Here is a 19,719-nt window from a genome sequence, read left to right as displayed (position 1 = left end):
AAGCCGCTGTTCAATTACGTCTGAGGAGGCTTCAGTGTACACAGCCGTTGCCTCCTCATTCCTGTCGAAAAGAAGTCCCGAAAAGCCGCCACTGTCACGACGTTCTGAGCTTAGCTAAAGACGGATGAACCGCGTTGTATCTTGCACGCGAGTTCTGTCCCTTGGATAGACAGAGCGTGTGAATCCTTCTATGACACGCTCTTATACTGCCGGCTGTAAATCCGTAAAGATATGTGCCACCCCGGGGTGGCGCAATTCTTCAGTTTCTTACAGCCGGCAGTATTAATCCGTGGAAATTTCACCACATCGGACGGTAGTATCTCCAGTTTCCCGTAAGCACCAGACTCGACAGCCGTGATGGTTCGATTCGTCCCGTTGCGCCCACGGACGGACTCACGAATCGTCGAGACCAGCGGCGATGGCGTCGAGTATCATCAAGACGTGATCGATGTTGCGATCAGCCCGGATCGTTTCGGAGTTCTCGTCGAATTCGAGAACGCCTGCCTCTGCTAATTTTGGCACGTGAGTATGATAGAGCGAGATGTACATCTGTTCTCGCTGTGTCTGCTGAATCTCACGCTCGGGCACTTCCTGTTCCAGTGCAGCGGTTTTAGTTGCTAGTTCGGTCAGTGACCACTCCGCTTTTTCGAACAGTGCACAGCACAGATACCGACGGCGCGAGTGGCCAACTGCGGCGTAGACGTGGTCTTGCTCCAGGACCTCTCGCGGGATTTCTTTCCCGGCAGGACGTTCGCTGTGACCGTCAGCAGTCATGCCACTCCCTCCAACCCCCGTGATCAGCAGTTACTGTTGGTAACCGTGTCGCCGGTATTTCGGACCCGAACGCTTGTATTCGCCGAGACTGAACTGCCAGTCGACAGTGTCTGTCCATTGCAGTTGGATCGTGGGGACGGGATATGATATATCTGGAAGATATTCCAGGCTCGAAACGGGTTTCAGAAAGATGAAATCCCGGTTTGATTCTACGCATTCCAACGCTGTCCGGTGGTGACACTATGAAACGAATTGAAACCGTGATCGAAGAATACGATGACACTGAGCGGACAGATTCGAAGAAAATCATCCTCCTCACCTGGTTCCAGCGGCACCCTGGAAAGCGATTCGACCTCAACGAGATTCACGACGCAGTTGGAAACGAACTGGGTGTCGGTGAACGACGAACGCAGGAGTACTTGAACGAACTCACGGACGATGGTGTCCTGCGATCACGGGGCGACCAGCGTAGAGGCTATCAGTTGGCAGACGACATCGTCGTACCGGCGAAATATCAGGTCCGGGCTGTGTTGGAGCATCTGGGTGTACTGCTCGATACCGCACGCTGGGGCCCCGCTGGCGTCTTGACTATTGCCACAGCCATCTGGCTGGTGTTGACAGTTCCGTTCTGGGTTCTAGGGGCATCGCTGTTCGTCTATCCGATGGACAGCTACGGCTCTGTCTCACAGTCTGATTTTCTCACTCTGGCCGTGGCGATGACTCTCTGGCTGCTCGTGTTCATCATCCTTAGCACCGTCACGTACAGATGGCACGTTTTCAGGCAGTCGTAGTTTCCACATCTGTGCCGTATTAGCACAACTCGATGTAGACCTCGCGCTGTTCGGTCCCGAAACGTTCGAAGAGAATAGTCCCGGGAAGATTCGAACCACGGTCACTCCGCGTCGCTCCGTTCCCTGATTAGAACAGCCCAGAGACTATTGGTTCTCACTTTGTTCGAAGAGAATAGTCCCGGGAAGATTCGAACTTCCGTCGAAGCCCCCAGAAGGCTTCAGGATTGGCCACTACCCCACGGGACTGTGCAACTGCCACTACTGGATAGTCCTACTTATGCGTGTCGTAACGAGTCGACGATCAGTCAGTATTGACTGGTCCGAGCGAGCGCATCGAGAAGTGCGAGGTCGAACAGTACTGCTCGGCAACACGGACGAGCGCGCGGGTCCGGCGGATATCCGCTACGTTGTGCCGTAACAGCGACTCGAAATTGCCTGCTCGCCAGCTCTCGACGGCCTCACCGCTCTCTTCGAAGGGATCACTCGCTGTCAACCCCTCACCGACGAGTTCTTCGTACGTCGTTTCGAGACTCTTGTCGGAGACGTTGAACCGATCACCGACCACCGCCATGACGTCGATATACGGACCGTGGAGCGGCCAGCCGACGCCGTGGGACTGACAGCGAGTCCGGATAAATGGGAGGTCGAACCCACCCTTCCAGGTTTCGCCGTTGTAGGCTGCGAATTTGAACTCGTCATCCCTGGAGTCCCGACTGCCGCCGAACCGCTGCAGCGCGAAAGACCGAAACGCCTCAAGCAGTGCAGCCTCACAGTCGTGGGCAGTAATCTGCACCACACTGTCGAAATCTTGGTCGATACGGTCGGTAATTGCTTCCGGATACGTTCGCTCACCTGTATTGAGAAACACGCGCGAACCCATCGGGATATCGACTCCCATTACCGTAATCTGGTCTTCGGGTGCGGTCCCGGTCGTCTCGATATCGATCGCTGCCGTCTTCATGAGCAGGGGTTCGCCGGGCAGGTTGAAAGGCAAGACTGCATCCCTTCCGGGTTTCCGGATGCGAGCGTGACAGTATTTTGATACCCGGAAACCCGGAAGGTTGGCCCTTCCGTTTAAGATAGTGGGTTCCAACAATCAGGGTATGATTCAGGACGCCCGCGTGTTGCAGGACGACTATCTGCCACGCGAGATCGTCCACCGCCACGAGGAGATGAGCCAGCTTGCGACGGCGCTAGAGCCCGTCGTCGAGGGGGATAGACCCCAGCACGCGCTGCTGACCGGCCCCTCGGGATCGGGTAAAACCTGTATCGCCCGGGCGACACTCGATCGACTGCAAGAACAGGTGCTGGATGTCCACACTGCCCACGTCGACTGCTGGCTCCACCCGAACGATTTCCGGATTCTCTACAAACTGCTGGAAAGTCTCGGGACGACCTACGACATCCACCGGTCGACGCCGCTCGACGAACTGCTGGAGCGGTTACGCGAGATCGACAAACCGTATCTGGTCGTACTCGACGAAGCGGACCAGATCGACGATCCGGATCTGTTGCGCCGGCTGTACTCGATCTCCGGGCTGACGATGATTCTGATCACGAACCACGAGCGGGATCTGTTCCGCCCACTCGACGAGCGCCTCCAGTCGCGACTCCGGAGCAGCGACACCATCGAGTTCGACAGCTACCGGCGCGACGAGCTCGTCTCGATCCTCTCGGATCGCGCAGCCTGGGGGCTCACGGATGGAGCGCTCACGACCGACCAGCGACAGCGGATCGCCGAGACAGCCTGTGGTAACGCGCGGGACGCGATCAGTATCCTCCGATCCGCAGCGCGTCACGCGGAACGGAAGGGGAGTGATAGAATCCGGGACAGCGATATCGAGACAGCGATCCCGGCAGCCCGGGCGGAACTGCGCCAGAAGAGTCTCGATCGACTTACCACCGACCAACTCGCCGTGTACGATGTACTCCGGGAATGTGGTGAACTCATGCCCAAAGAGTTGCTCGCCCGGTACGAGGAGCGCGTCGACGACCCGAAATCCATGCGAACAGTTCGGAAGTATCTGCGAAAGCTCGAACAGTACAACCTCGTCGAGAGCAGCGGTCACGGTCCGAGCAGGACCTACAGTGCTGTCTCGTAGCTGGTTCGGATGCGGGCAGTATCACAACCGAGATTTCGACGAGTGGATTTAAGAACCGACATACGAATATGTAGAGGAGTGGCGCCCACAGAAGATCAGTACTGGCAACTGCTCGAAGAGTTTCCAGATCAGAACGTCGTTGTCGACGACGAGGGAGTCGTTATCTTCGCCGACTCGGGGTTCAAACAGGTCTCGGGCTGTAATTCCGAAGACATAGTCGGAACAGCATTGCACGGGCTGGTCTACGACGCGGACAGCGACGACGTACGCGATGCACTCGAGGCGGTCGGGGCGAACCCGGACACAGCACACCAGTTCGAGTTCCGGACACAGACGATCGAGGGGGAGTGGCGGATTCTCGAAGCCATCGGGCGAACGCTGCCCAGCCAGTCACCGATCAGCGGAATCGTCGTCACGGTTCGTGACATCACCGAACGAAAACAGCGTGAACGCGAGCTGCAGGCACAGAACGACCGTCTAGAGGAGTTCGCGGAGATCGTCTCCCACGATCTCCGGAGCCCACTCCAGGTCGCCCAGGGCCATCTGGAGCAAGCGGCAGCGACGGGCTCCGAGGACTCTTTCGAGAAGGTTCGACAGTCCCACGACCGGATCGGAGCGATCATCGACGACGTGCTTACCCTCGCCAGGCAGGGAAAGAGCGTCGGCGAGACGGAGCCTGTCTCACTCGCGGAGATCGCACGCAGAGCCTGGGAGACCGTGGAAACGAAGGAGATGGAGCTGGTCGTCCAGGACGACAAGGAACTGGAGGCCGACCCCGACCGCTTCCAGCAGCTTCTGGAGAATCTCTTCCGGAACGCGGCCGAGCACGCCGGCCCGGAGACGACTGTTACTGTCGGCCCGCTGGATCTCATGGCGACGTCGACACGCGCAGAGGAAGACCTCGCGACTGGCTTTTTCCTCGCGGACGATGGCTCCGGGCTTCCCGACGCGGACGTGTTCGAATCCGGGTTCAGCACGGAGTCCGACGGTACCGGCTTCGGACTGGCGATCGTCGAGCAGATCGCGGAGGCTCACCACTGGTGCGTCTCGGAAAAAGAGAGTCTCGACGGCGGCGCACGGTTCGAGTTTACGGAGATCCCGAAAACCGAGCGACTACAGCCGAGTCACGGGAGCTGAGGGCTGCCCGGTTCGGGGTCAGTTACGGAGTGAAATCAGAGTAGAATCTAGTGACGACAAGATCCACCCTTACGTGCGTCTACCACCGCATTTCGACTATCAAGCAAGAGTGGACGGCGTCGTACCTGCCTCGGTTGCGAATTTTTACGCCTCAGTCGTCGTCTTCGGGCGGTGCGATATCCGATGCATCGACTGCCTGGACGGGGTCGAGGCCATGCATGTTGGCGTGGGCTCGGGACAGTCCGTAGACGAGGCCGACGAGCAGCGCGATGCCAGCCGGGAGCAACAGGAACGGGGAGAGTTCGGTGTACCCCCACACGAGCATCAGCGCAATGGCGACGATTGCCACGGTCCCGGCGTAGTACAGCTGTGTCCGGACATGATCGATCAGATCTGCACCGGTGAACGTGGCGGAGAGCACGGTCGTATCCGAGATCGGCGAGCAGTGGTCACCGAAGATCGCACCCGAAAAGACCATGCCAACCACGACCGAGACCATCTCGTGGGTGCCCACCAGATCCCAGGCGACCGGGATCGCGATCGGGGTAAGAATCGTCATCGTCCCCCAGGAACTGCCAGTTGTAAAGGCGATGAAGCCGGCCGTGACGAACACCACGACGGGCAGGATTTCGGGTGAGACGAAGTCGTCGACGACGCCGGCGACGAAGTCGCCCGTTCCCAGCGCCGAGACGACCTCGCCCAGCGACCAGGCGAGTACCAGGATGGTGACTGCCGTCAGCATGATTCCGAAGCCGTCGATCGTCGTATCGACACTCTCGCCGATCGAGAGGACGCTGAAAGCGTACCCGAGGATGTACGTCGAGACGACCGTGGCGAAGGAGCCAAGCACCAGCGCCAGCGCGTAGTCCGCACCCTCGATCGCATCACGGAGCGTCGCGCCATCGAAGAGGCCACCGGACCACAGCGCCGTCACCAGGACACTCACGATCAACACGAGAATTGGGACGATGAACGACGACAGCCGTGGATTGTCGACGTTCGGGTCGCCGAGGTCGCCCTCCACGTCCTGCATCGGTCTGGCGTCGTCGCGGGTGAGTTTCCCGGTCGTCGCGGCCCGTCGCTCGGCGGTGAGCATCTCGCCGTAATCGCGCTGGGAGAGGACGATGATTCCGACCATCGCGATGGCGAGAATCGAGTACATGTTGTAGGGAATCGAGTCGAGAAAGACGCTGAAGGAGTCCGGGATCTCTGTTTCGGGGATTTCCGTGGCCTCGTACCCCTGTTCGATCATCGAGAGCTGGAAGGCGACCCACGAGGAGATGAGCAACGTTGCGACGGGTGCCGCAGTCGAGTCGACGAGATAGGAGAGTTTCTCGCGGGAGATCTGGAGGTTGTCGGAGATGTCTTTCATCGTACTCCCGACGACGGCGGTGTTGGCGTAGTCGTCGAAAAACAGTACGAGCCCCAGGAGCCACGTCATCACGCCGGATTTGCGCTGGCTGTCGACCCATTCGATCGCCCAGTTCCGGATCGCGTGTGAGCCGCCCAGCCGCCACATCATCGCGACCGACGACCCCAGCAAGAGTGTGAAGATAATGATCTGAGCGTGGAACACGCTCTCGCCGACGGCGGTCGCAATCCAGTCGAACGTCTGGACAATTCCGATGTTCTCCGCGAAGATGATCCCGCCGGCCCAGATGCCCAGAAACAACGAGAGCACGGCCTTCCGCGTCGCGATCGCCATCACGATCGCGATCAGCGGTGGGACGATCGATATGATGCCTCCTTCTGCCATGTGGTAAAATGACAATTATTACATATTTATAGCTACTGGAGAATAGGTATCCGACGGAGGGCTGGAGGATTCGAAGGGAGTTTGCACGACCTCCGGACTCTCAAAAGAAGGAAAGCGCCTGGCAAGAGCTATTGGATTTCCGATTGTTCTTGTAGTTGAGCACCCATTGTATGGTATGGAAAAGGTACTGATCCCATTCGACGGGTCGACGATGGCCCGGGGTGCACTGAAGTTTGCGTGTGAGAAATTCGCCGACGACGAGTTGACAGTTCTGTTCGTGGTCGATACCTCGATCACCATCGAGCCGGAGCGGTACGTGGGCGTGAAGATCGGGGAGATCTACGAGAAACGCGAGGCAGAGGGTGAGGAACTGCTCGAAGAGGCTGCGGAAATTGCGGAAGAGTATGGCTGTTCTGTCGCGACCGTGCTCGACCACGGCGAGCCATCGAAGGTGATCGTAAAACAGGCCGACGAGCGTGAGATCGACCACATCGTTATGGGGAGCCACAGCCAGGGAACGATCGAACGACTGTTCCTCGGCAGCGTCTCCGAGCGCGTCGTCGAACGGGCACCCTCTTCCGTGAGCGTCATTCGGGAGTGAAAACGATTTGATTGCAGTCTAATTTTGGCACACACGATGTTTTCGGTCTTTCAAAAGGGCAACTGGAAAGTTATACTCTCTTATCGTAGTGGCGATACATTCGTCAAGATAGTCGACCACCGTGAGAACGAGTGCTCACGAGAATCGCCGCACGTTGTTCGGCTCACCCCACGGGGCCGAAATTCGTCAGCTTCGTATAGCCACCAGTATTAGCATCCGCCGAGCGAAGCGAGCCGGTTCACCGAGTGCGAACGTAGTGAGCACTCGGAAGTTTTTTTCCCAAGTTTTTGCAAGGAGCGGTTCCGCAGCGAGCCGCAGGCTCGCGAGGAAACTCGACGCAGTAAAAAGTGGGACGTGGGACCGCCGAGGACTCGCTACGCTCGTCCTCGTGGCCCCACCTTCTTTACGCGTCGCTCGGGGACTCGCTCCTGTAAAGAAGTGGGACCGCCGAGATTCGAACTCAGGTCCGACGGACCCCATCCGCCGAGGATACCGCTACCCCACGGTCCCGCATCTGGGAAGATGACTGTGCCTGGATTAAGCCCTTCGATTCAGAATCCGGGAGAGCGATCACAGCCGATGGCGAAACTCCCCGAGCGGCGGGAATCGCAGTGCTTCCTCGGCGTCGTCGTCCCAGACGATCGGGGCCATCGAATCGAGATCGGTGACGAGCGGCGACATGAAATCCCCCGTCGACATCCCGTTGATCTCGACGCCGGGGACGATCCGGTTGAACGCCGGAAGCATCAGCACCGCCGCACCCTCGTAGCCATCCTCGCCAGCCAGATAGCAGGGGCGACGCTTGCCCTCGATGGAAATCGTCGGGTGGTCGTGCCCGACGATGTACCGCTCGGCGTCGGCCTCGGGTTCGACGTGGCCGTGGGTGACGACCGTCTCGCCGAGGCGGTACTCCGGTTGCACGGGGCCGTCCCAGACCGCGTCGAGTAGTGTGTCGTGGTTTCCCGGCGTAACCACGATCCGCGCACCAGCGTCGCGGGCGACATCCCGCAGGCCCTGGACCGTCCCCGTGACAGACCGGGGCACCGTCTGGAAGGAGTGCAACAGATCACCAGCAACGACAACCTCTGCGGGGTCGAATCGCTCACAGAGCGCCCGGAAGCGCTCGATCATGTCGGAGCCGTCACCGACCGGGAGTTCGACGTTCGAGGCCGCGCCGCGCCCGACGTGCAGATCCGCGATGACGAGCACGTCGTCGAGTAACACAGCCTGATCGCGGAACTGCAGGTCCGACACTGCGTCCATACCTCGGTTTTGCGATGAGTGCGGAAATGCGTAGCGACACGATCTCTCGCTGTCGCCAGGATTTTGTCACTGAGCGAATAGTATGTGATATGGAACTGCTGGTGACAGGCGGGAACGGATTTATCGGTCGCCGCATCTGCAAACGGGCTGTCAGGGATGGCCACAAGGTGACGAGTGTTGCTCGCAGCGGGCCACCCGAATCGAGCGAGCGGGGACCGTGGGCAACCGATGTCGACTGGATCGAGGGAGACGTCTTCGCACCCCAGGAGTGGCGCGATGCGCTCGAAGGGGTCGATACCGTTGTTCACTCGATCGGCACACTGAGCGAGTCCCCCACCGAGGGTGTTACCTTCGAGCGGATCAACGGCGATTCAGCCATTCTCACGGCGCTAGAAGCCGAGCGGGCAGGCGTCGACAGGTTCGTCTACATCTCCTCGTCGGCGACACCGCCACTCGTGAGTGACCGATATCTCATCGCACGACGCCGGGCCGAGGACGCAATCACGGACCTCGATATGGAGATCGTCGTCCCCCGGTTTGGTCCGGTCTACGGTCCGAAGCAACCACATTTCCCACCGATCGTAAACAAACTCGTCAGCGCCGTTGGTCGATTCGAACGGATTGCAGCGCGGATGGGGGAAGATCGACCGTTCTCCGTCGATCAGGCCGCAACAGCAACCTACCAGCTCGCTGTCGACGAACAGACCCCGACTGGCACCGTGAGAGCACAGCGACTGGCTGCGCTGGCGGACTGACCGCTCTGGTCGAGCGCTGACTGTAACGAAACTCGTGGATTCCTGTCTCCAGTCAGGACCCGTCAGCTGGTGTTGGGCCGTCGATCGTCACCTCTTGTTGTGGGTACGGGATCTCGATGCCGGCCGATTCGAGTGCCCGATAAATCGCCGTGTTGAGTTCGTTCTCGGCCGGAAGCCGGTCTTCTGGCTCGTCGATCCAGACGAACACCTCGAAGATGAGCGCGGAGTCACCGAACGAGCGGAGGTGGACTTCGGGGTCGTGTTGCTGTGAGATCGGCTCGGCCGCCTCGGAGAGCACCGTTTTGACACGCTCGGGGTCGGCATCGTAGGAGACACTGATCTGTGACCTGATGCGGCGAGTCGGCCGCGGGGAGGATTTGTTGATAATCTTCCCCTCGTTGAGTTCCGAGTTCGGAATCGTCACGTGATCGCCATCCAGCGTCTGCAAAACTGTGCTCCGGACGCTGATATCCCGGACCGTCCCGGAAATACCGCTTTCGAGTTCGATGAAATCCCCGCGGCTGTAAGTATCGTCGGCGTACAGCGAGATACTCCCGAAGAAGTTGGCGACCGTTTTGCGGGCGGAGAATCCGACGATGATTCCGATGATCCCCGCCGGCGCGACCAGCGTGGCGATACTGATCCCCCACTGGTCGAGAATCAAGAGTACGAACGCCGCGAAAATGGTGACGTCCCAGACGTTCTCGACGATGGGTGCGATCGTCTCGTCGTACTTCTGTTCGACGAATCGCTCGATCACCCTGTCGCCCCTGGTCCGCATATTCCAGGCCCACCAGCCCCCAAGCAGCGTCACGAGAATCGCACCGGAATTCCCGACGACGAATCTGGGGAGAAAATCGACGATGCCAGCGAGAATGGCTGGCCAGCCGACAGACTGTGAGAGATCAGCGAGCCACCCGGGCGTCGGTCGGTTACTGATCCAGATCAGGCTGACGACCAGCAGTGTAGCGGTTGCGACGGCGCGGAACCCACGAATATCCTCCACCGTCTGATCGGAGATGCTGGTGTAGCCGTCGAGGATGAGATCGACACGCCAGATGAGGACAATCAGTAGCAGGGAGAGACAGATACTGACCAGTATCTGCTGACTCTCCAGCCAGGTGACGAGCTGTGAACCGTCTGTCACGCTCGGACGTACTGACTGCCGTGACTTATATTCCGTGTTAGCGAGTCTGGCTGTGTTCCTGTTTGTGGGACAGGTCAGGTACGTTTCGAAGGTTAGACAGATTCACAGAAAACGAATATGATAGAAGTATGACTGGAAGGGCTGCTCGTTGGGAAGTCTATTTCTAACTATCAACTGTATCATCGAGACAGGCGTGGGAAGACACAGATCCGAACGCTTTTCGCCAGTGTCGGTAAAATTGTACTACCGAACACGGGGTGCTCTCGGTCACCTCGGCCGAGGCCTGCAGTCCGTATCCCTGTCGTAGTAATGACAGAACAATCGAACATCACCGACCGTATCCTCCCCGACGATACTGACAAGAATAGTCAGTACGTCGTTATTTTTGCCGTCATCGTCAGCACGTTTTTCATCGGCTTCGGTGGCGGTGTCATCTTCCCAATCCTGCCGAACCTCGGTGTCGTCCTCGGCATCTCGCCGTTCCTGGTCGGCATTATCCTCAGCGCAAATCGGTTTTCACGGATGCTCACGAACGCGCCTGCTGGTGTGCTGGTCGACAGATATGGCACACGAACGCCGATGATCGTCGGGATGTTCGTCCAGGCTGTCGGAACCTTCGGCTACGTGATCGCGATGGTCGCACCCCTGCCAGAGGCGTGGTTTCTCTCCGCACGAATACTCTGGGGCGTCGGCAGTGCAGCCGTCTTCGCGACAGCCTTCGTGATCGCGGCGGACGTGAGCGACGGCTCGTCACGGGGAACGAGTATGGGCCTGATCCGCGGCGGCCTCCTCTTTGGCTTTCCCTCGGGTGTCGTCCTCGGTGGGATCATCACCGAGTTTACGAACGAGGTGACCGCATTTACTGTCGCCACTGTCTTCGCCTTTGTCGCCAGCATCGTCGCCTTCCTGCTGATCCCGGAGACACACGTCGAGGGGGAGCAACGACAGTCGGTGAAACCCTGGGACATCGATACGGGAGTGCCAGCGCTCACGGTCGGCACCGTCAACTTCGCCGTCTTTTTCGTCTACATCGGCGCGCTGTTCGCGACGCTCGTGCTCTTCTTGAAAGAGCGGAATCTCGGGGTCTTCGGCTGGGAGGCAGTCGGGAGTTCGGGCATCTTCATGGCGATTACGGTCCTCGTCGCGGGCGGGTTCATGTTCCTCGGCGGCTACGTGAGTGATCAGCGACAGTCCCGGGTTCCGATCTTGCTTCTGTTTCTGGTCGTTACGGCCGCCGGGTTCGTTCTGCTCGCCGTTGCGAACTCCGTCGCCACACTCGCGGTCGCCTGTGGCTTCGTCGGCGCGGGACAGGGCGGCACCAGCGGCCCACTGATGGCGCTCCTCGGCGACCTGACGCCGAACGATGGGATGGGCCGGGCCGTCGGAACCAACAACGTCTTCGGTGACATCGGCGGGGGACTCGGCCCGGTCATCTCCCTGCCGATCATCGACGCCGTCGGGTTCGTTCCGGTCTATCTCGCCTGCGGGGCGCTGCCGATCGTCGCCGCAGTCGTTCTGCTCGCTGGCGTCTACCGCGAGACTGGCCAGTTCGTCCCGAGCGTCTGATTTAGGTGGCTGTGTGCCGACTGCCCGAGTATGGATCAGCGAGTGCTCGAACACGCGGAAACGCTCGTCGACTGGAGTGGGAGAATCGAGGACGGCGACGATGTCGTCGTCTCTGTCGGCGAGGGGGCACACGACCTGGGTGTCGCAGTCGCAAAAAAGATCGGCGAACGCGGGGCGAACATGCACGTAACCTACGCCTCCGAGGAGATGGACCGCGCCTACCAGCGTGCACACGACGGGCGTTTCGACGTCGATCCCGAGTTCGAACTGGCGCTGTACGAACGTGCCGACAGCGCCCTCTCGCTTCGGGGGACCCGAAACACGGCAACCACTGTCGATATCCCCGAAGAGACACAGCAAGCTTTCGGGCAGGCTCGCGAGCAGATCCGCGAAGCCAGACTCGCGACGGACTGGGTCTCGACGGTGCATCCGACCCGGGCACTCGCACAGCAGGCCGGGATGAGCTACGAGGCCTACACCGATTTCGTCTACAATGCGATCCTCCGCGACTGGGAATCCCTCGCCGAAGAGATGGGACAACTAAAAGAGATTCTCGACGGAGGGAGCGAAGTCCGGATACTCAAAGACGGCGACGCGACGGATCTGACCCTCTCCATCGAGAACAGAACAGCCGTAAACAGTGCTGCGAGCGTCGCCTACGACTCACACAACCTCCCGAGTGGCGAGGTGTTTACCGCCCCGGCGGACACCGCAGGACAGGTCGTCTTCGATATCCCGATGACGATCCGGGGGACTCGGGTGGAAAACGCCCGGCTCGTGTTCAAAGACGGCGTCGTCGTCGACTGGGAAGCCGACGCGGGGGAAGACGTGCTGACGACGATCATCGAAACTGACGGTGGCTCGAACCGACTCGGCGAACTCGGCATCGGGATGAACCGTGGCATCGACCGCATCACCGACCAGATTCTCTTCGACGAGAAGATGGGCGGCACGGTCCATCTCGCACTGGGTCGTGCCTACGAGGCCTGTCTCCCCGAGGGTGAATCGGGTACCCAGAGCGCAGTCCACGTCGATCTGATTACCGATATGCGCGAGGACGGAACTCGACTTCTCGTCGACGGCGACCCGATCCAGCGCGATGGCGTGTTTCGGTGGGAGGACGGGTTCGAAGAATAGCGCCTGACCAGCGGTGATTCCCTGTCGTTTGTTCACAACATTCACACGAAGGATTTAGCAGACAGAGACGGCTCTGAACCCTTATCCGTCCAGAACTCGTCAGTATTGACAATGGGAACTGTCGACTGGGAGGAAGACGATCCGTTCGAGGAACAGCGGGAAAACGTCGAGAACCCGATGAAGCGACTGTTCCAAGTGTACGGCGTCCGTTACAAGTTCCAGGCCCTGGTCGGTGTGTTTGCGAGTATTTTCGCCAGGCTACTGGATCTTATCCCACCGGTGTTACTCGGTTTCGCGGTCGACGCCGTCTTCCGTAGCGACAAAGCGTTCACGGACATCTTTTTTGTCCCCGACAGCGTGATCCCGGAGGATCCGCAGGGACAACTCGTACTGACTGTCGTCCTGATCGGGAGTGCGTTCACGCTGGGAGCACTGTTTCACTGGGTTCGCAACTGGGGGTTCAACTCCTTCGCGCAGAACATCCAGCACGACGTCCGGACCGACACCTACGACAAGATGCAGCGTCTGAACATGGATTTCTTCGCGGACAAACAGACCGGCGAGATGATGTCGATCCTCTCGAACGACGTCAACAGGTTAGAGCGATTCCTCAACGACGGGATGAACTCGCTGTTCCGGCTGGTCGTGATGGTGCTCGGTATCGCCGGGATTCTGTTCTATCTCAACTGGCAACTCGCGCTGATCGCACTGCTCCCCGTTCCACTGATCGGTCTCTTTACCTATATTTTCATCCGAATCATCCAGCCGAAATACGCCGAAGTCCGGTCGACAGTCGGCAAGGTCAACTCCCGGCTGGAGAACAACCTCGGCGGGATCAAGGTGATCAAATCCTCACACACCGAGGAGTACGAGTCCGAGCGAGTCGACGATGTGAGCCAGGGCTACTTCGACGCGAACTGGGATGCAATCGAGACGCGGATCAAGTTCTTCCCGGGACTGCGACTGCTGGCCGGCTTTGGTTTCGTACTAACCTTCCTCGTCGGCGGGCTGTGGGTACTCGAAGCCGAGGGTGCCGCCCCGTGGATCTTCACAGCCTCGCTGTCGACCGGTGAGTTCGTCACCTTCATCCTGCTGACCCAGCGCTTTATCTGGCCGATGGCGCAGTTCGGGCAGATTATCAACATGTACCAGCGAGCGAGGGCGTCCTCGGCCCGAATCTTCGGGCTGATGGACGAGCCAGCCCGGATCGAGGAAGATCCCGCAGCGAAGGAACTCACCGTCGGGGACGGTCGGGTCGAGTACGACGACGTGACCTTCGGCTACGAGGACGAGCCGATCATCGAGAACGTCGAGTTCACAGTCGAGGGTGGCGAGACACTCGCACTCGTCGGACCGACCGGTGCCGGGAAATCCACAGTCCTCAAACTTCTGCTCCGGATGTACGACGTCGACGACGGACAGATTAGCATCGACGGCACCGACATCCGCGAGGTGACCCTGCCCAGCCTCCGGTCGGCGATGGGCTACGTCAGCCAGGATACGTTCCTGTTCTACGGCACTGTTGCCGAAAATATCGCCTACGGCACGTTCGACGCCGACCGCGAGGAGATCGTCGAGGCCGCGAAGATGGCAGAAGCCCACGGATTCATCGAAAACCTCCCCGACGGCTACGACACGGAAGTCGGCGAACGAGGTGTGAAACTCTCCGGCGGGCAGCGCCAGCGACTCTCCATCGCGCGAGCGATCCTCAAAGATCCGGAGATTCTCATCCTCGACGAGGCAACGAGCGACGTCGACACGGAGACGGAGATGTTGATCCAGCGCTCGATCGAGAAACTCGCCGCGGACCGGACGACGTTCGCGATTGCCCACCGGCTCTCGACGATCAAGGATGCCGATACGATCGTCGTCCTCGAAGACGGTGAGATCGTCGAGCGTGGGACACACCAACAGTTGATCGACAACGACGGGCTGTACGCGCATCTCTGGGGTGTACAGGCCGGCGAGATCGACCAGCTTCCCCAGGAGTTCATCGAGCGTGCCTCCCGACGCCAGGCACGAACCGAAGTCGATGACGACGACTGATCGGGGTTACAGGGGTAGTTTCTGCGTGGCCACAGTCAGATGAAATCCCGGACGTCGGAGTACCACATATCGTGTTTGTCCGTCCGGTCGATCGCGCGGGCGATCCGGACCGCGATAGCGTGCCAGCAGAGCTGTTCGGGGTCGGTCGGATCGAGATTGTACTCGGCGTCCTTGCAGGTGCAGCCGTCGTCTTCGACGACGTACTCGTCTTCGTGGCCGACGACGACGAAAAAGTCCCGGTACTCCTTGACGCGTTGTTCTGCGATCGAATCGATCGCCCGCTGGCCGCGGTCACCGTGGACGCTAATGATACGATCGACTGCCGCCGGGGTCAGCTCCCCCGCCTCGGACAGTATCTGTTCCCACTCGTCGACCGCGCTCACAGGCACACATTACCGTGGGGTAGTCAAAATGGCGTCGGTCGGAGACAAAACTGATACCGGATGCTGTCATACAGTCGAGTAATGTCGTTGCTGCCCTCCAGTTACGATTCTGCCGAATCCGAGGAGGCGGAACCGAGAGTCGTCGACGTCGAAAGTGAGGAGGCCGACGAGGTGTTCGACGCGCTCGCCTCGGAGACGGCCCGACGGCTGCTCACCCAGCTACACGAATCGCCCGCGCCGCCGGCCCAGCTCGCAGACAGCGTCGACACCTCCGTCCAGAACGCGCAGTATCACCTCGCGAAACTCGAAGACGCGGGTGCGATCGAGGTCGTCGATACGGCCTATTCGGAGAAAGGCCGCGAGATGGATGTCTACGCGCCCGCGGACCAGGCACTCGTTATCTTTGCCGGCGACGAGGAGGAAGGTTCGACACTCCGGACCGCGATCTCCCGGCTGCTCGGCTCACTCGGGATCGTCGCGCTGGCGAGCGCTGTGGTGCAGGCGCTGTACAGCCAGCAGCTGTTCCCCTTCGGTGGCGGCGGGCCGGCCGGTGATTCGGATTCAGCTGGTGACTCCGGAGCGGATGGTCAGCCAGCCGGGGATGGATCTGACGACGGGCTCGACGGCGGGGCAGTGGAGGAGTCAGACACGGCCGACGATGGGGCGGTCGAAGAGACCGACACGGGTGAGGGAGGAGCTATCGAGACCGAAGACGTCGACACAGAAACGGCGATGGACAACGCAACTGATGCCCAGGACGGGATGGACACCGCCGATGCAGATGTGAACATCTCGGACGGAGTGACCAACGCGACCGATGCGGTCACTGACGGCCAGCTCACTCCCGAAGAGCCACAGACCGCCGTCGAGACGGCCGCGAATCTCCCGCCGGGGCTGCTCTTTTTCGTCGGCGGCGTGTTCGCGCTCTGTCTCGTGTTTGCTGTCTTCTATTACACGGAGATTCGGTAACTCGAAGAGAGATTCTCGGCGGTTCGATAACTCAAAGAGACATTTGAGTGTTCGTGACCTCTTTTATATTTCCCCGCGTACCAGTAGATGCGTCGGTCCACTTCGGCCCTCCACCACCTCCATCCCGGCGCACCACCACTGCCCTATTCGGTCACCGTCGATCAGCACTGGAGTGTTCTGGTTTCTAGCTGGTTCCCCTCGGGCGTTTTGAGCGAGACAGTCACTCCCTCTGCCATCCGCTCGAACGTGGCGTAGGCTGGCTGATTCCCCCGTGGGTCCGCGTGACTCCCCGGATTCACGAGTAGCCTGTCGTCTAACTCCTCGATAACAGGTCGATGGCTGTGACCTGTTACGACGAGGTCGGCTTCTTCCTGGCGAGCGAGCATCGACATCGCCGTTCTGTCGTGTCGGTGGCCGTGGACGAGCAAGAAAGTCAGTCCGTTCCACTCGGTCGTCGTTTCCGTGGGCAGTTTCTCCCGGAGCGGTCCCCGATCCCGGTTCCCGGTCACTGAAACGAGCTCCGTCGAAAGGCCCTGGAAATAGCTGTACACCGCTGGTGTGGTGAAATCCCCACAGTGGAGGACGCGATCGGCATCCTGGATCACAGTCCGGAGATGGTTCGTCAGGTCTGGCTGCTGTCGACAGTGTGTATCCGAGAGGGCGACAATCATTGCAGATCGATACGTCAACCGGAGGAATAAAACCTCTTATACTGGTTGTTTCGACTCTGTACGGCCGGGATAGCTGATTCTTGCTCTGTCAGGATGGGACGCCACACTGAAACGATCCCCAAAACCAGTATGACGGGAAACGACTCTGTTTATGCGCCTCCATCCACAAGAGCAGGTATGACCGAGGAGACGCCGGAGTCGGAGCCGGCGGAGTCAGAGAGCGGGGAGAGATCGCGGGCCGAACCACACCCCCAGGAGAACCGGTGTCCGGAGTGTGGCGAGATGACACTCCCTGGCAGTGACAAGTGCCAGCACTGTGGGACGCCTCTGGAGTCCGGACGGGCCATCTCACTGGAGATGTGGGAGTGGGGTGGGATGCTGATCGGGGCCTTCGGCTTTTTTTTGACACCGGTTCTCCCGGGACCGATCGCGCTGTACTGTGCCTACCGGGTCTACGAGTACAAACCGAGTGCTGCGAAAGATATCCTGAAGGTGATCGCCGGGACAGTCGTATTCTGGATTTTCCTGCCGCTCCTGATCCTTCCCGGATAACGCTCCCCGCCCCGACGGAGTGTGACCGTCCGATCAGACAACACTCAATGGCTAGCCAAAGGATTTCTATTCGAGAAGACTAATCTACAAACAGTAGAAAAGTTTCTTGATGCCAACTGTAGAGAGTCAGAATTAATAGCTAAATATATGATATATATTCCGGAACAACTCTATGTTCTCGCGCTCGTCGTTGCGACGATGCTCGGTGGCTGGGTAGCGATCAGAGCGTGGACAAACAGGGAGACCAGAGGTGGATTCGCGCTCGTTGCGATGGCTGGTGCGACTGTGTGGTGGGCGACTGGGACTGCAGTCCTCGTGCTCGCGACAACGCCAACTGTCGAATTCCGACTGCTGCAGCTCAACTATGTTGGGATGGTCAGTGCACCGATTACGTTTTTTGTCCTCTCGGTTCAGTACACCGGCAACGGACAGTATCTCACGAGGGACACAGTGGGGACACTGCTGGCTGTGGGTGGGGGAATTCTCGGATTTATCTGGACGAATGCCCAGCACTCCCTCTACTGGGCAGACATCGAGTACGCAACAGGGGTTCCTGCGGGGATTACGACGACGCCGGGGCCTGTCTTCTGGGTGTTCGTGATCTTCACCTACCTCCTCTTGCTGGCCGGCTCGGTACTTTTTATCAGATACGCGATGAGCGCGCCACACCTCTACCGGAACCAGATGATCGCGATTCTCGTTGCGGTTGGTGTGCCGTGGGCTGCGAACGTTCCCCACGCGCTGCAGTTTATGGATGCGGATCTGACACCAGTCGCGCTCTCGATCACCACAGCTTCACTCTCGGTTGCGATGTTTCGGTACCGCCTGACCGATCTCTCGCCGGTCACACTGCGGAGTGTCTTCGAGAGTATCTCGACCGGTGTCTACGTCCTCGGTGCTGACGAGCGGATCGTCGACATGAACCCCGCCGGCAAGCAGATGTTCGGCGTGACCGACGCGGTACTCGGCAAGCAACTCGCCGAGGTCATGCCAGCGTCTGTCTACGACCAGTTCGACGACATCGACGACCGCGACATCCTCACCGTGGACGATTCGATCGTCCGGCTGGACGAGTCGGTGGAGACTCACTACTTCGACATCCAGCGGAGTCCGATCAATTCCAGCCGGGAGAAGGGTGAGATCGTCGTCGTGAACGATGTCACGGAACAGAAACGGCAACAGCAGCAACTCGAAGCACAGAAAGAACGACTCGAAGAGTTCGCCTCGGTCGTCTCCCACGACCTGCGAAACCCACTGAACGTTGCCTCTGGCCACCTCGCACTGGCAAGAGACGAAACGGAGAACGAACATCTCGATCAGACGGGTGAGGCACTCGAACGAATGGAGACGTTGATCGACGATCTCCTTACGCTCGCACGGGAGGGGAGACAGATTACCGACACCGAGGTCGTCACGCTGGAGACGGTACTGAGCGCTGCCTGGAGTACCGTCGATACGAGATCGGCATCACTCGAAACGGACCTCGACGGGCAGATCCATGCAGACGGTTCCCGACTCCACCAGCTGTTCGAGAACCTGATTCGCAACGCCGTCGAACACGGTTCGACGAGTCCTGAATCGCAGGCTCGTCAGGACGCCGTGGAGCATGGCTCCACGAGCCCTGAATCGCAAGCTTCGCAGGACGCCGTCGAGCACGGCGGCGAATCAGTGACCGTCACTGTCGAACGCCAGGCAGATGGCTTCTCCGTCGCCGACGACGGACCCGGAATCCCCGAAGAGCGACGTGAGAAAGTGTTCGAAACCGGCTACTCCACCAGCGATTCGGGGACCGGGTTCGGGCTCAGGATCGTCGAGCAGATCGTCGACGCCCACGGCTGGGAGATCCAGGTTACGGAGAGTGCATCAGGTGGTGCCCGGTTCGAGATTACTGGTGTGGAGTTCGTCGACCGGGAGCAGGCTGTTCCTGTCGCCGAAGATTAGAAGGTAGGCACAAACATCCGCGCGAACGTTGCGAGGCGTGAGCGGAGCGAACGCCTCGATAGCAAACGGGGAGGAACGATCCGGAGCAAAAGTGAGCGCGGTTCCCTGCGCCGAGCAACGCGAGGCGC

The 19,719-nt window shown here is 59.6% G+C and carries 18 protein-coding genes and 2 tRNA genes; 11 read left to right on the top strand and 9 right to left on the bottom strand.

Annotated features, from left to right (window positions below):
• Positions 1-393: 393 nt before the first annotated feature.
• The gene (locus EOW68_RS01165) at positions 394-774 is read right to left on the bottom strand and encodes a DUF7344 domain-containing protein (RefSeq protein ID WP_128223340.1); all 381 of its coding nucleotides are present in this window, start codon (positions 772-774) and stop codon (positions 394-396) included.
• Positions 775-1,016: 242 nt separating this feature from the next.
• Here EOW68_RS01165 and EOW68_RS01160 point away from each other — a divergent pair, with 242 nt between their 5' ends.
• Complete coding sequence (locus EOW68_RS01160) at positions 1,017-1,565, top strand: hypothetical protein (protein ID WP_128223339.1); 549 nt, start codon at positions 1,017-1,019, stop codon at positions 1,563-1,565.
• 173 nt (positions 1,566-1,738) lie between these two features.
• Here the strand turns inward: EOW68_RS01160 and EOW68_RS01155 are convergent.
• A tRNA-Gln gene (locus tag EOW68_RS01155) sits at positions 1,739-1,811 on the bottom strand.
• A gap of 55 nt (positions 1,812-1,866) precedes the next feature.
• On the bottom strand, positions 1,867-2,526 hold the full coding sequence (locus EOW68_RS01150) for a hypothetical protein (RefSeq protein WP_128223338.1): 660 nt from the start codon (positions 2,524-2,526) through the stop codon (positions 1,867-1,869).
• Between the two features lie 142 nt (positions 2,527-2,668).
• Here EOW68_RS01150 and EOW68_RS01145 point away from each other — a divergent pair, with 142 nt between their 5' ends.
• Positions 2,669-3,667: a Cdc6/Cdc18 family protein gene (locus EOW68_RS01145; RefSeq protein ID WP_128223337.1), complete on the top strand. Its 999-nt coding sequence runs from the start codon at positions 2,669-2,671 to the stop codon at positions 3,665-3,667.
• Between the two features lie 78 nt (positions 3,668-3,745).
• Entirely contained in the window at positions 3,746-4,804 is a 1,059-nt protein-coding gene (locus tag EOW68_RS01140; RefSeq protein WP_431358686.1) for a PAS domain S-box protein, read from the top strand.
• 151 nt (positions 4,805-4,955) lie between these two features.
• Here EOW68_RS01140 and EOW68_RS01135 read toward each other — a convergent pair whose 3' ends face one another.
• Positions 4,956-6,560 carry a Na+/H+ antiporter NhaC family protein gene (locus EOW68_RS01135; RefSeq protein ID WP_128223335.1) on the bottom strand — a complete coding sequence of 535 codons (1,605 nt, stop codon included), beginning with the start codon at positions 6,558-6,560 and terminating at the stop codon, positions 4,956-4,958.
• Positions 6,561-6,735: 175 nt separating this feature from the next.
• Here EOW68_RS01135 and EOW68_RS01130 point away from each other — a divergent pair, with 175 nt between their 5' ends.
• Positions 6,736-7,161 (top strand): universal stress protein, encoded by a 426-nt coding sequence (locus EOW68_RS01130; protein WP_128223334.1) that lies wholly within the window; start codon positions 6,736-6,738, stop codon positions 7,159-7,161.
• 439 nt (positions 7,162-7,600) lie between these two features.
• On the opposite strand, the gene EOW68_RS01125 is transcribed toward EOW68_RS01130, so the two are convergent.
• Both EOW68_RS01125 and EOW68_RS01120 read right to left on the bottom strand, forming a co-directional pair.
• Positions 7,601-7,671: transfer RNA gene (locus EOW68_RS01125), tRNA-Pro, on the bottom strand.
• Between the two features lie 60 nt (positions 7,672-7,731).
• Positions 7,732-8,424: a metallophosphoesterase gene (locus EOW68_RS01120; protein WP_128223333.1), complete on the bottom strand. Its 693-nt coding sequence runs from the start codon at positions 8,422-8,424 to the stop codon at positions 7,732-7,734.
• 89 nt (positions 8,425-8,513) lie between these two features.
• On the opposite strand from EOW68_RS01120, the gene EOW68_RS01115 reads away from it, so the two are divergent.
• Positions 8,514-9,179 carry an NAD-dependent epimerase/dehydratase family protein gene (locus tag EOW68_RS01115; protein ID WP_128223332.1) on the top strand — a complete coding sequence of 222 codons (666 nt, stop codon included), beginning with the start codon at positions 8,514-8,516 and terminating at the stop codon, positions 9,177-9,179.
• A gap of 52 nt (positions 9,180-9,231) precedes the next feature.
• Here the strand turns inward: EOW68_RS01115 and EOW68_RS01110 are convergent, their stop codons facing one another.
• Positions 9,232-10,326, bottom strand: coding sequence for a mechanosensitive ion channel family protein (locus EOW68_RS01110; RefSeq protein ID WP_128223331.1), 1,095 nt, complete (start codon positions 10,324-10,326; stop codon positions 9,232-9,234).
• A gap of 309 nt (positions 10,327-10,635) precedes the next feature.
• Between EOW68_RS01110 and EOW68_RS01105 the strand changes: the two genes are divergently transcribed.
• The 3 genes from EOW68_RS01105 (at position 10,636) to EOW68_RS01095 (ending at position 15,075) form a co-directional block, all read left to right on the top strand.
• Positions 10,636-11,892, top strand: a complete 1,257-nt coding sequence (locus EOW68_RS01105; RefSeq protein ID WP_128223330.1) for an MFS transporter — start codon at positions 10,636-10,638, stop codon at positions 11,890-11,892.
• 30 nt (positions 11,893-11,922) lie between these two features.
• Complete coding sequence (locus EOW68_RS01100) at positions 11,923-13,029, top strand: aminopeptidase (protein ID WP_128223329.1); 1,107 nt, start codon at positions 11,923-11,925, stop codon at positions 13,027-13,029.
• 111 nt (positions 13,030-13,140) lie between these two features.
• The gene (locus tag EOW68_RS01095; protein WP_128223328.1) at positions 13,141-15,075 is read left to right on the top strand and encodes an ABC transporter ATP-binding protein; all 1,935 of its coding nucleotides are present in this window, start codon (positions 13,141-13,143) and stop codon (positions 15,073-15,075) included.
• A 35-nt stretch (positions 15,076-15,110) separates the two neighbouring features.
• Here the strand turns inward: EOW68_RS01095 and EOW68_RS01090 are convergent, their stop codons facing one another.
• Entirely contained in the window at positions 15,111-15,458 is a 348-nt protein-coding gene (locus EOW68_RS01090; protein WP_128223327.1) for a hypothetical protein, read from the bottom strand.
• A gap of 81 nt (positions 15,459-15,539) precedes the next feature.
• On the opposite strand from EOW68_RS01090, the gene EOW68_RS01085 reads away from it, so the two are divergent.
• Positions 15,540-16,427 carry an ArsR/SmtB family transcription factor gene (locus tag EOW68_RS01085; protein WP_128223326.1) on the top strand — a complete coding sequence of 296 codons (888 nt, stop codon included), beginning with the start codon at positions 15,540-15,542 and terminating at the stop codon, positions 16,425-16,427.
• 161 nt (positions 16,428-16,588) lie between these two features.
• On the opposite strand, the gene EOW68_RS01080 is transcribed toward EOW68_RS01085, so the two are convergent.
• On the bottom strand, positions 16,589-17,098 hold the full coding sequence (locus EOW68_RS01080) for a metallophosphoesterase (protein ID WP_128223325.1): 510 nt from the start codon (positions 17,096-17,098) through the stop codon (positions 16,589-16,591).
• A gap of 177 nt (positions 17,099-17,275) precedes the next feature.
• Here EOW68_RS01080 and EOW68_RS01075 point away from each other — a divergent pair, with 177 nt between their 5' ends.
• Positions 17,276-17,650 carry a hypothetical protein gene (locus EOW68_RS01075; protein ID WP_128223324.1) on the top strand — a complete coding sequence of 125 codons (375 nt, stop codon included), beginning with the start codon at positions 17,276-17,278 and terminating at the stop codon, positions 17,648-17,650.
• A gap of 147 nt (positions 17,651-17,797) precedes the next feature.
• Positions 17,798-19,591 (top strand): histidine kinase N-terminal 7TM domain-containing protein, encoded by a 1,794-nt coding sequence (locus tag EOW68_RS01070; protein WP_128223323.1) that lies wholly within the window; start codon positions 17,798-17,800, stop codon positions 19,589-19,591.
• Positions 19,592-19,719: the final 128 nt, after the last annotated feature.

It is taken from the genome of Halovenus amylolytica (assembly GCA_004015825.1).
Classification (GTDB): Archaea; Halobacteriota; Halobacteria; order Halobacteriales; family Haloarculaceae; genus Halovenus; species Halovenus amylolytica.
The sequence above is the reverse complement of the archived record's forward strand: the minus strand, read 5'-3'. Positions and strand labels throughout refer to the sequence as shown.

Excerpts from the sequence above, each read along its gene's own strand:
- EOW68_RS01075 (WP_128223324.1), top strand. The coding sequence starts at position 17,276 with ATGACCGAGGAGACGCCGGAGTCGGAGCCGGCGGAGTCAGAGAGCGGG.
- EOW68_RS01130 (WP_128223334.1), top strand. The coding sequence starts at position 6,736 with ATGGAAAAGGTACTGATCCCATTCGACGGGTCGACGATGGCCCGGGGT.
- EOW68_RS01150 (WP_128223338.1), bottom strand. The coding sequence starts at position 2,526 with ATGAAGACGGCAGCGATCGATATCGAGACGACCGGGACCGCACCCGAA.
- EOW68_RS01095 (WP_128223328.1), top strand. The coding sequence starts at position 13,141 with ATGGGAACTGTCGACTGGGAGGAAGACGATCCGTTCGAGGAACAGCGG.
- EOW68_RS01100 (WP_128223329.1), top strand. The coding sequence starts at position 11,923 with ATGGATCAGCGAGTGCTCGAACACGCGGAAACGCTCGTCGACTGGAGT.
- EOW68_RS01160 (WP_128223339.1), top strand. The coding sequence starts at position 1,017 with ATGAAACGAATTGAAACCGTGATCGAAGAATACGATGACACTGAGCGG.
- EOW68_RS01145 (WP_128223337.1), top strand. The coding sequence starts at position 2,669 with ATGATTCAGGACGCCCGCGTGTTGCAGGACGACTATCTGCCACGCGAG.
- EOW68_RS01085 (WP_128223326.1), top strand. The coding sequence starts at position 15,540 with ATGTCGTTGCTGCCCTCCAGTTACGATTCTGCCGAATCCGAGGAGGCG.
- EOW68_RS01120 (WP_128223333.1), bottom strand. The coding sequence starts at position 8,424 with ATGGACGCAGTGTCGGACCTGCAGTTCCGCGATCAGGCTGTGTTACTC.
- EOW68_RS01070 (WP_128223323.1), top strand. The coding sequence starts at position 17,798 with ATGATATATATTCCGGAACAACTCTATGTTCTCGCGCTCGTCGTTGCG.
- EOW68_RS01165 (WP_128223340.1), bottom strand. The coding sequence starts at position 774 with ATGACTGCTGACGGTCACAGCGAACGTCCTGCCGGGAAAGAAATCCCG.
- EOW68_RS01105 (WP_128223330.1), top strand. The coding sequence starts at position 10,636 with ATGACAGAACAATCGAACATCACCGACCGTATCCTCCCCGACGATACT.
- EOW68_RS01080 (WP_128223325.1), bottom strand. The coding sequence starts at position 17,098 with ATGATTGTCGCCCTCTCGGATACACACTGTCGACAGCAGCCAGACCTG.
- EOW68_RS01135 (WP_128223335.1), bottom strand. The coding sequence starts at position 6,560 with ATGGCAGAAGGAGGCATCATATCGATCGTCCCACCGCTGATCGCGATC.
- EOW68_RS01115 (WP_128223332.1), top strand. The coding sequence starts at position 8,514 with ATGGAACTGCTGGTGACAGGCGGGAACGGATTTATCGGTCGCCGCATC.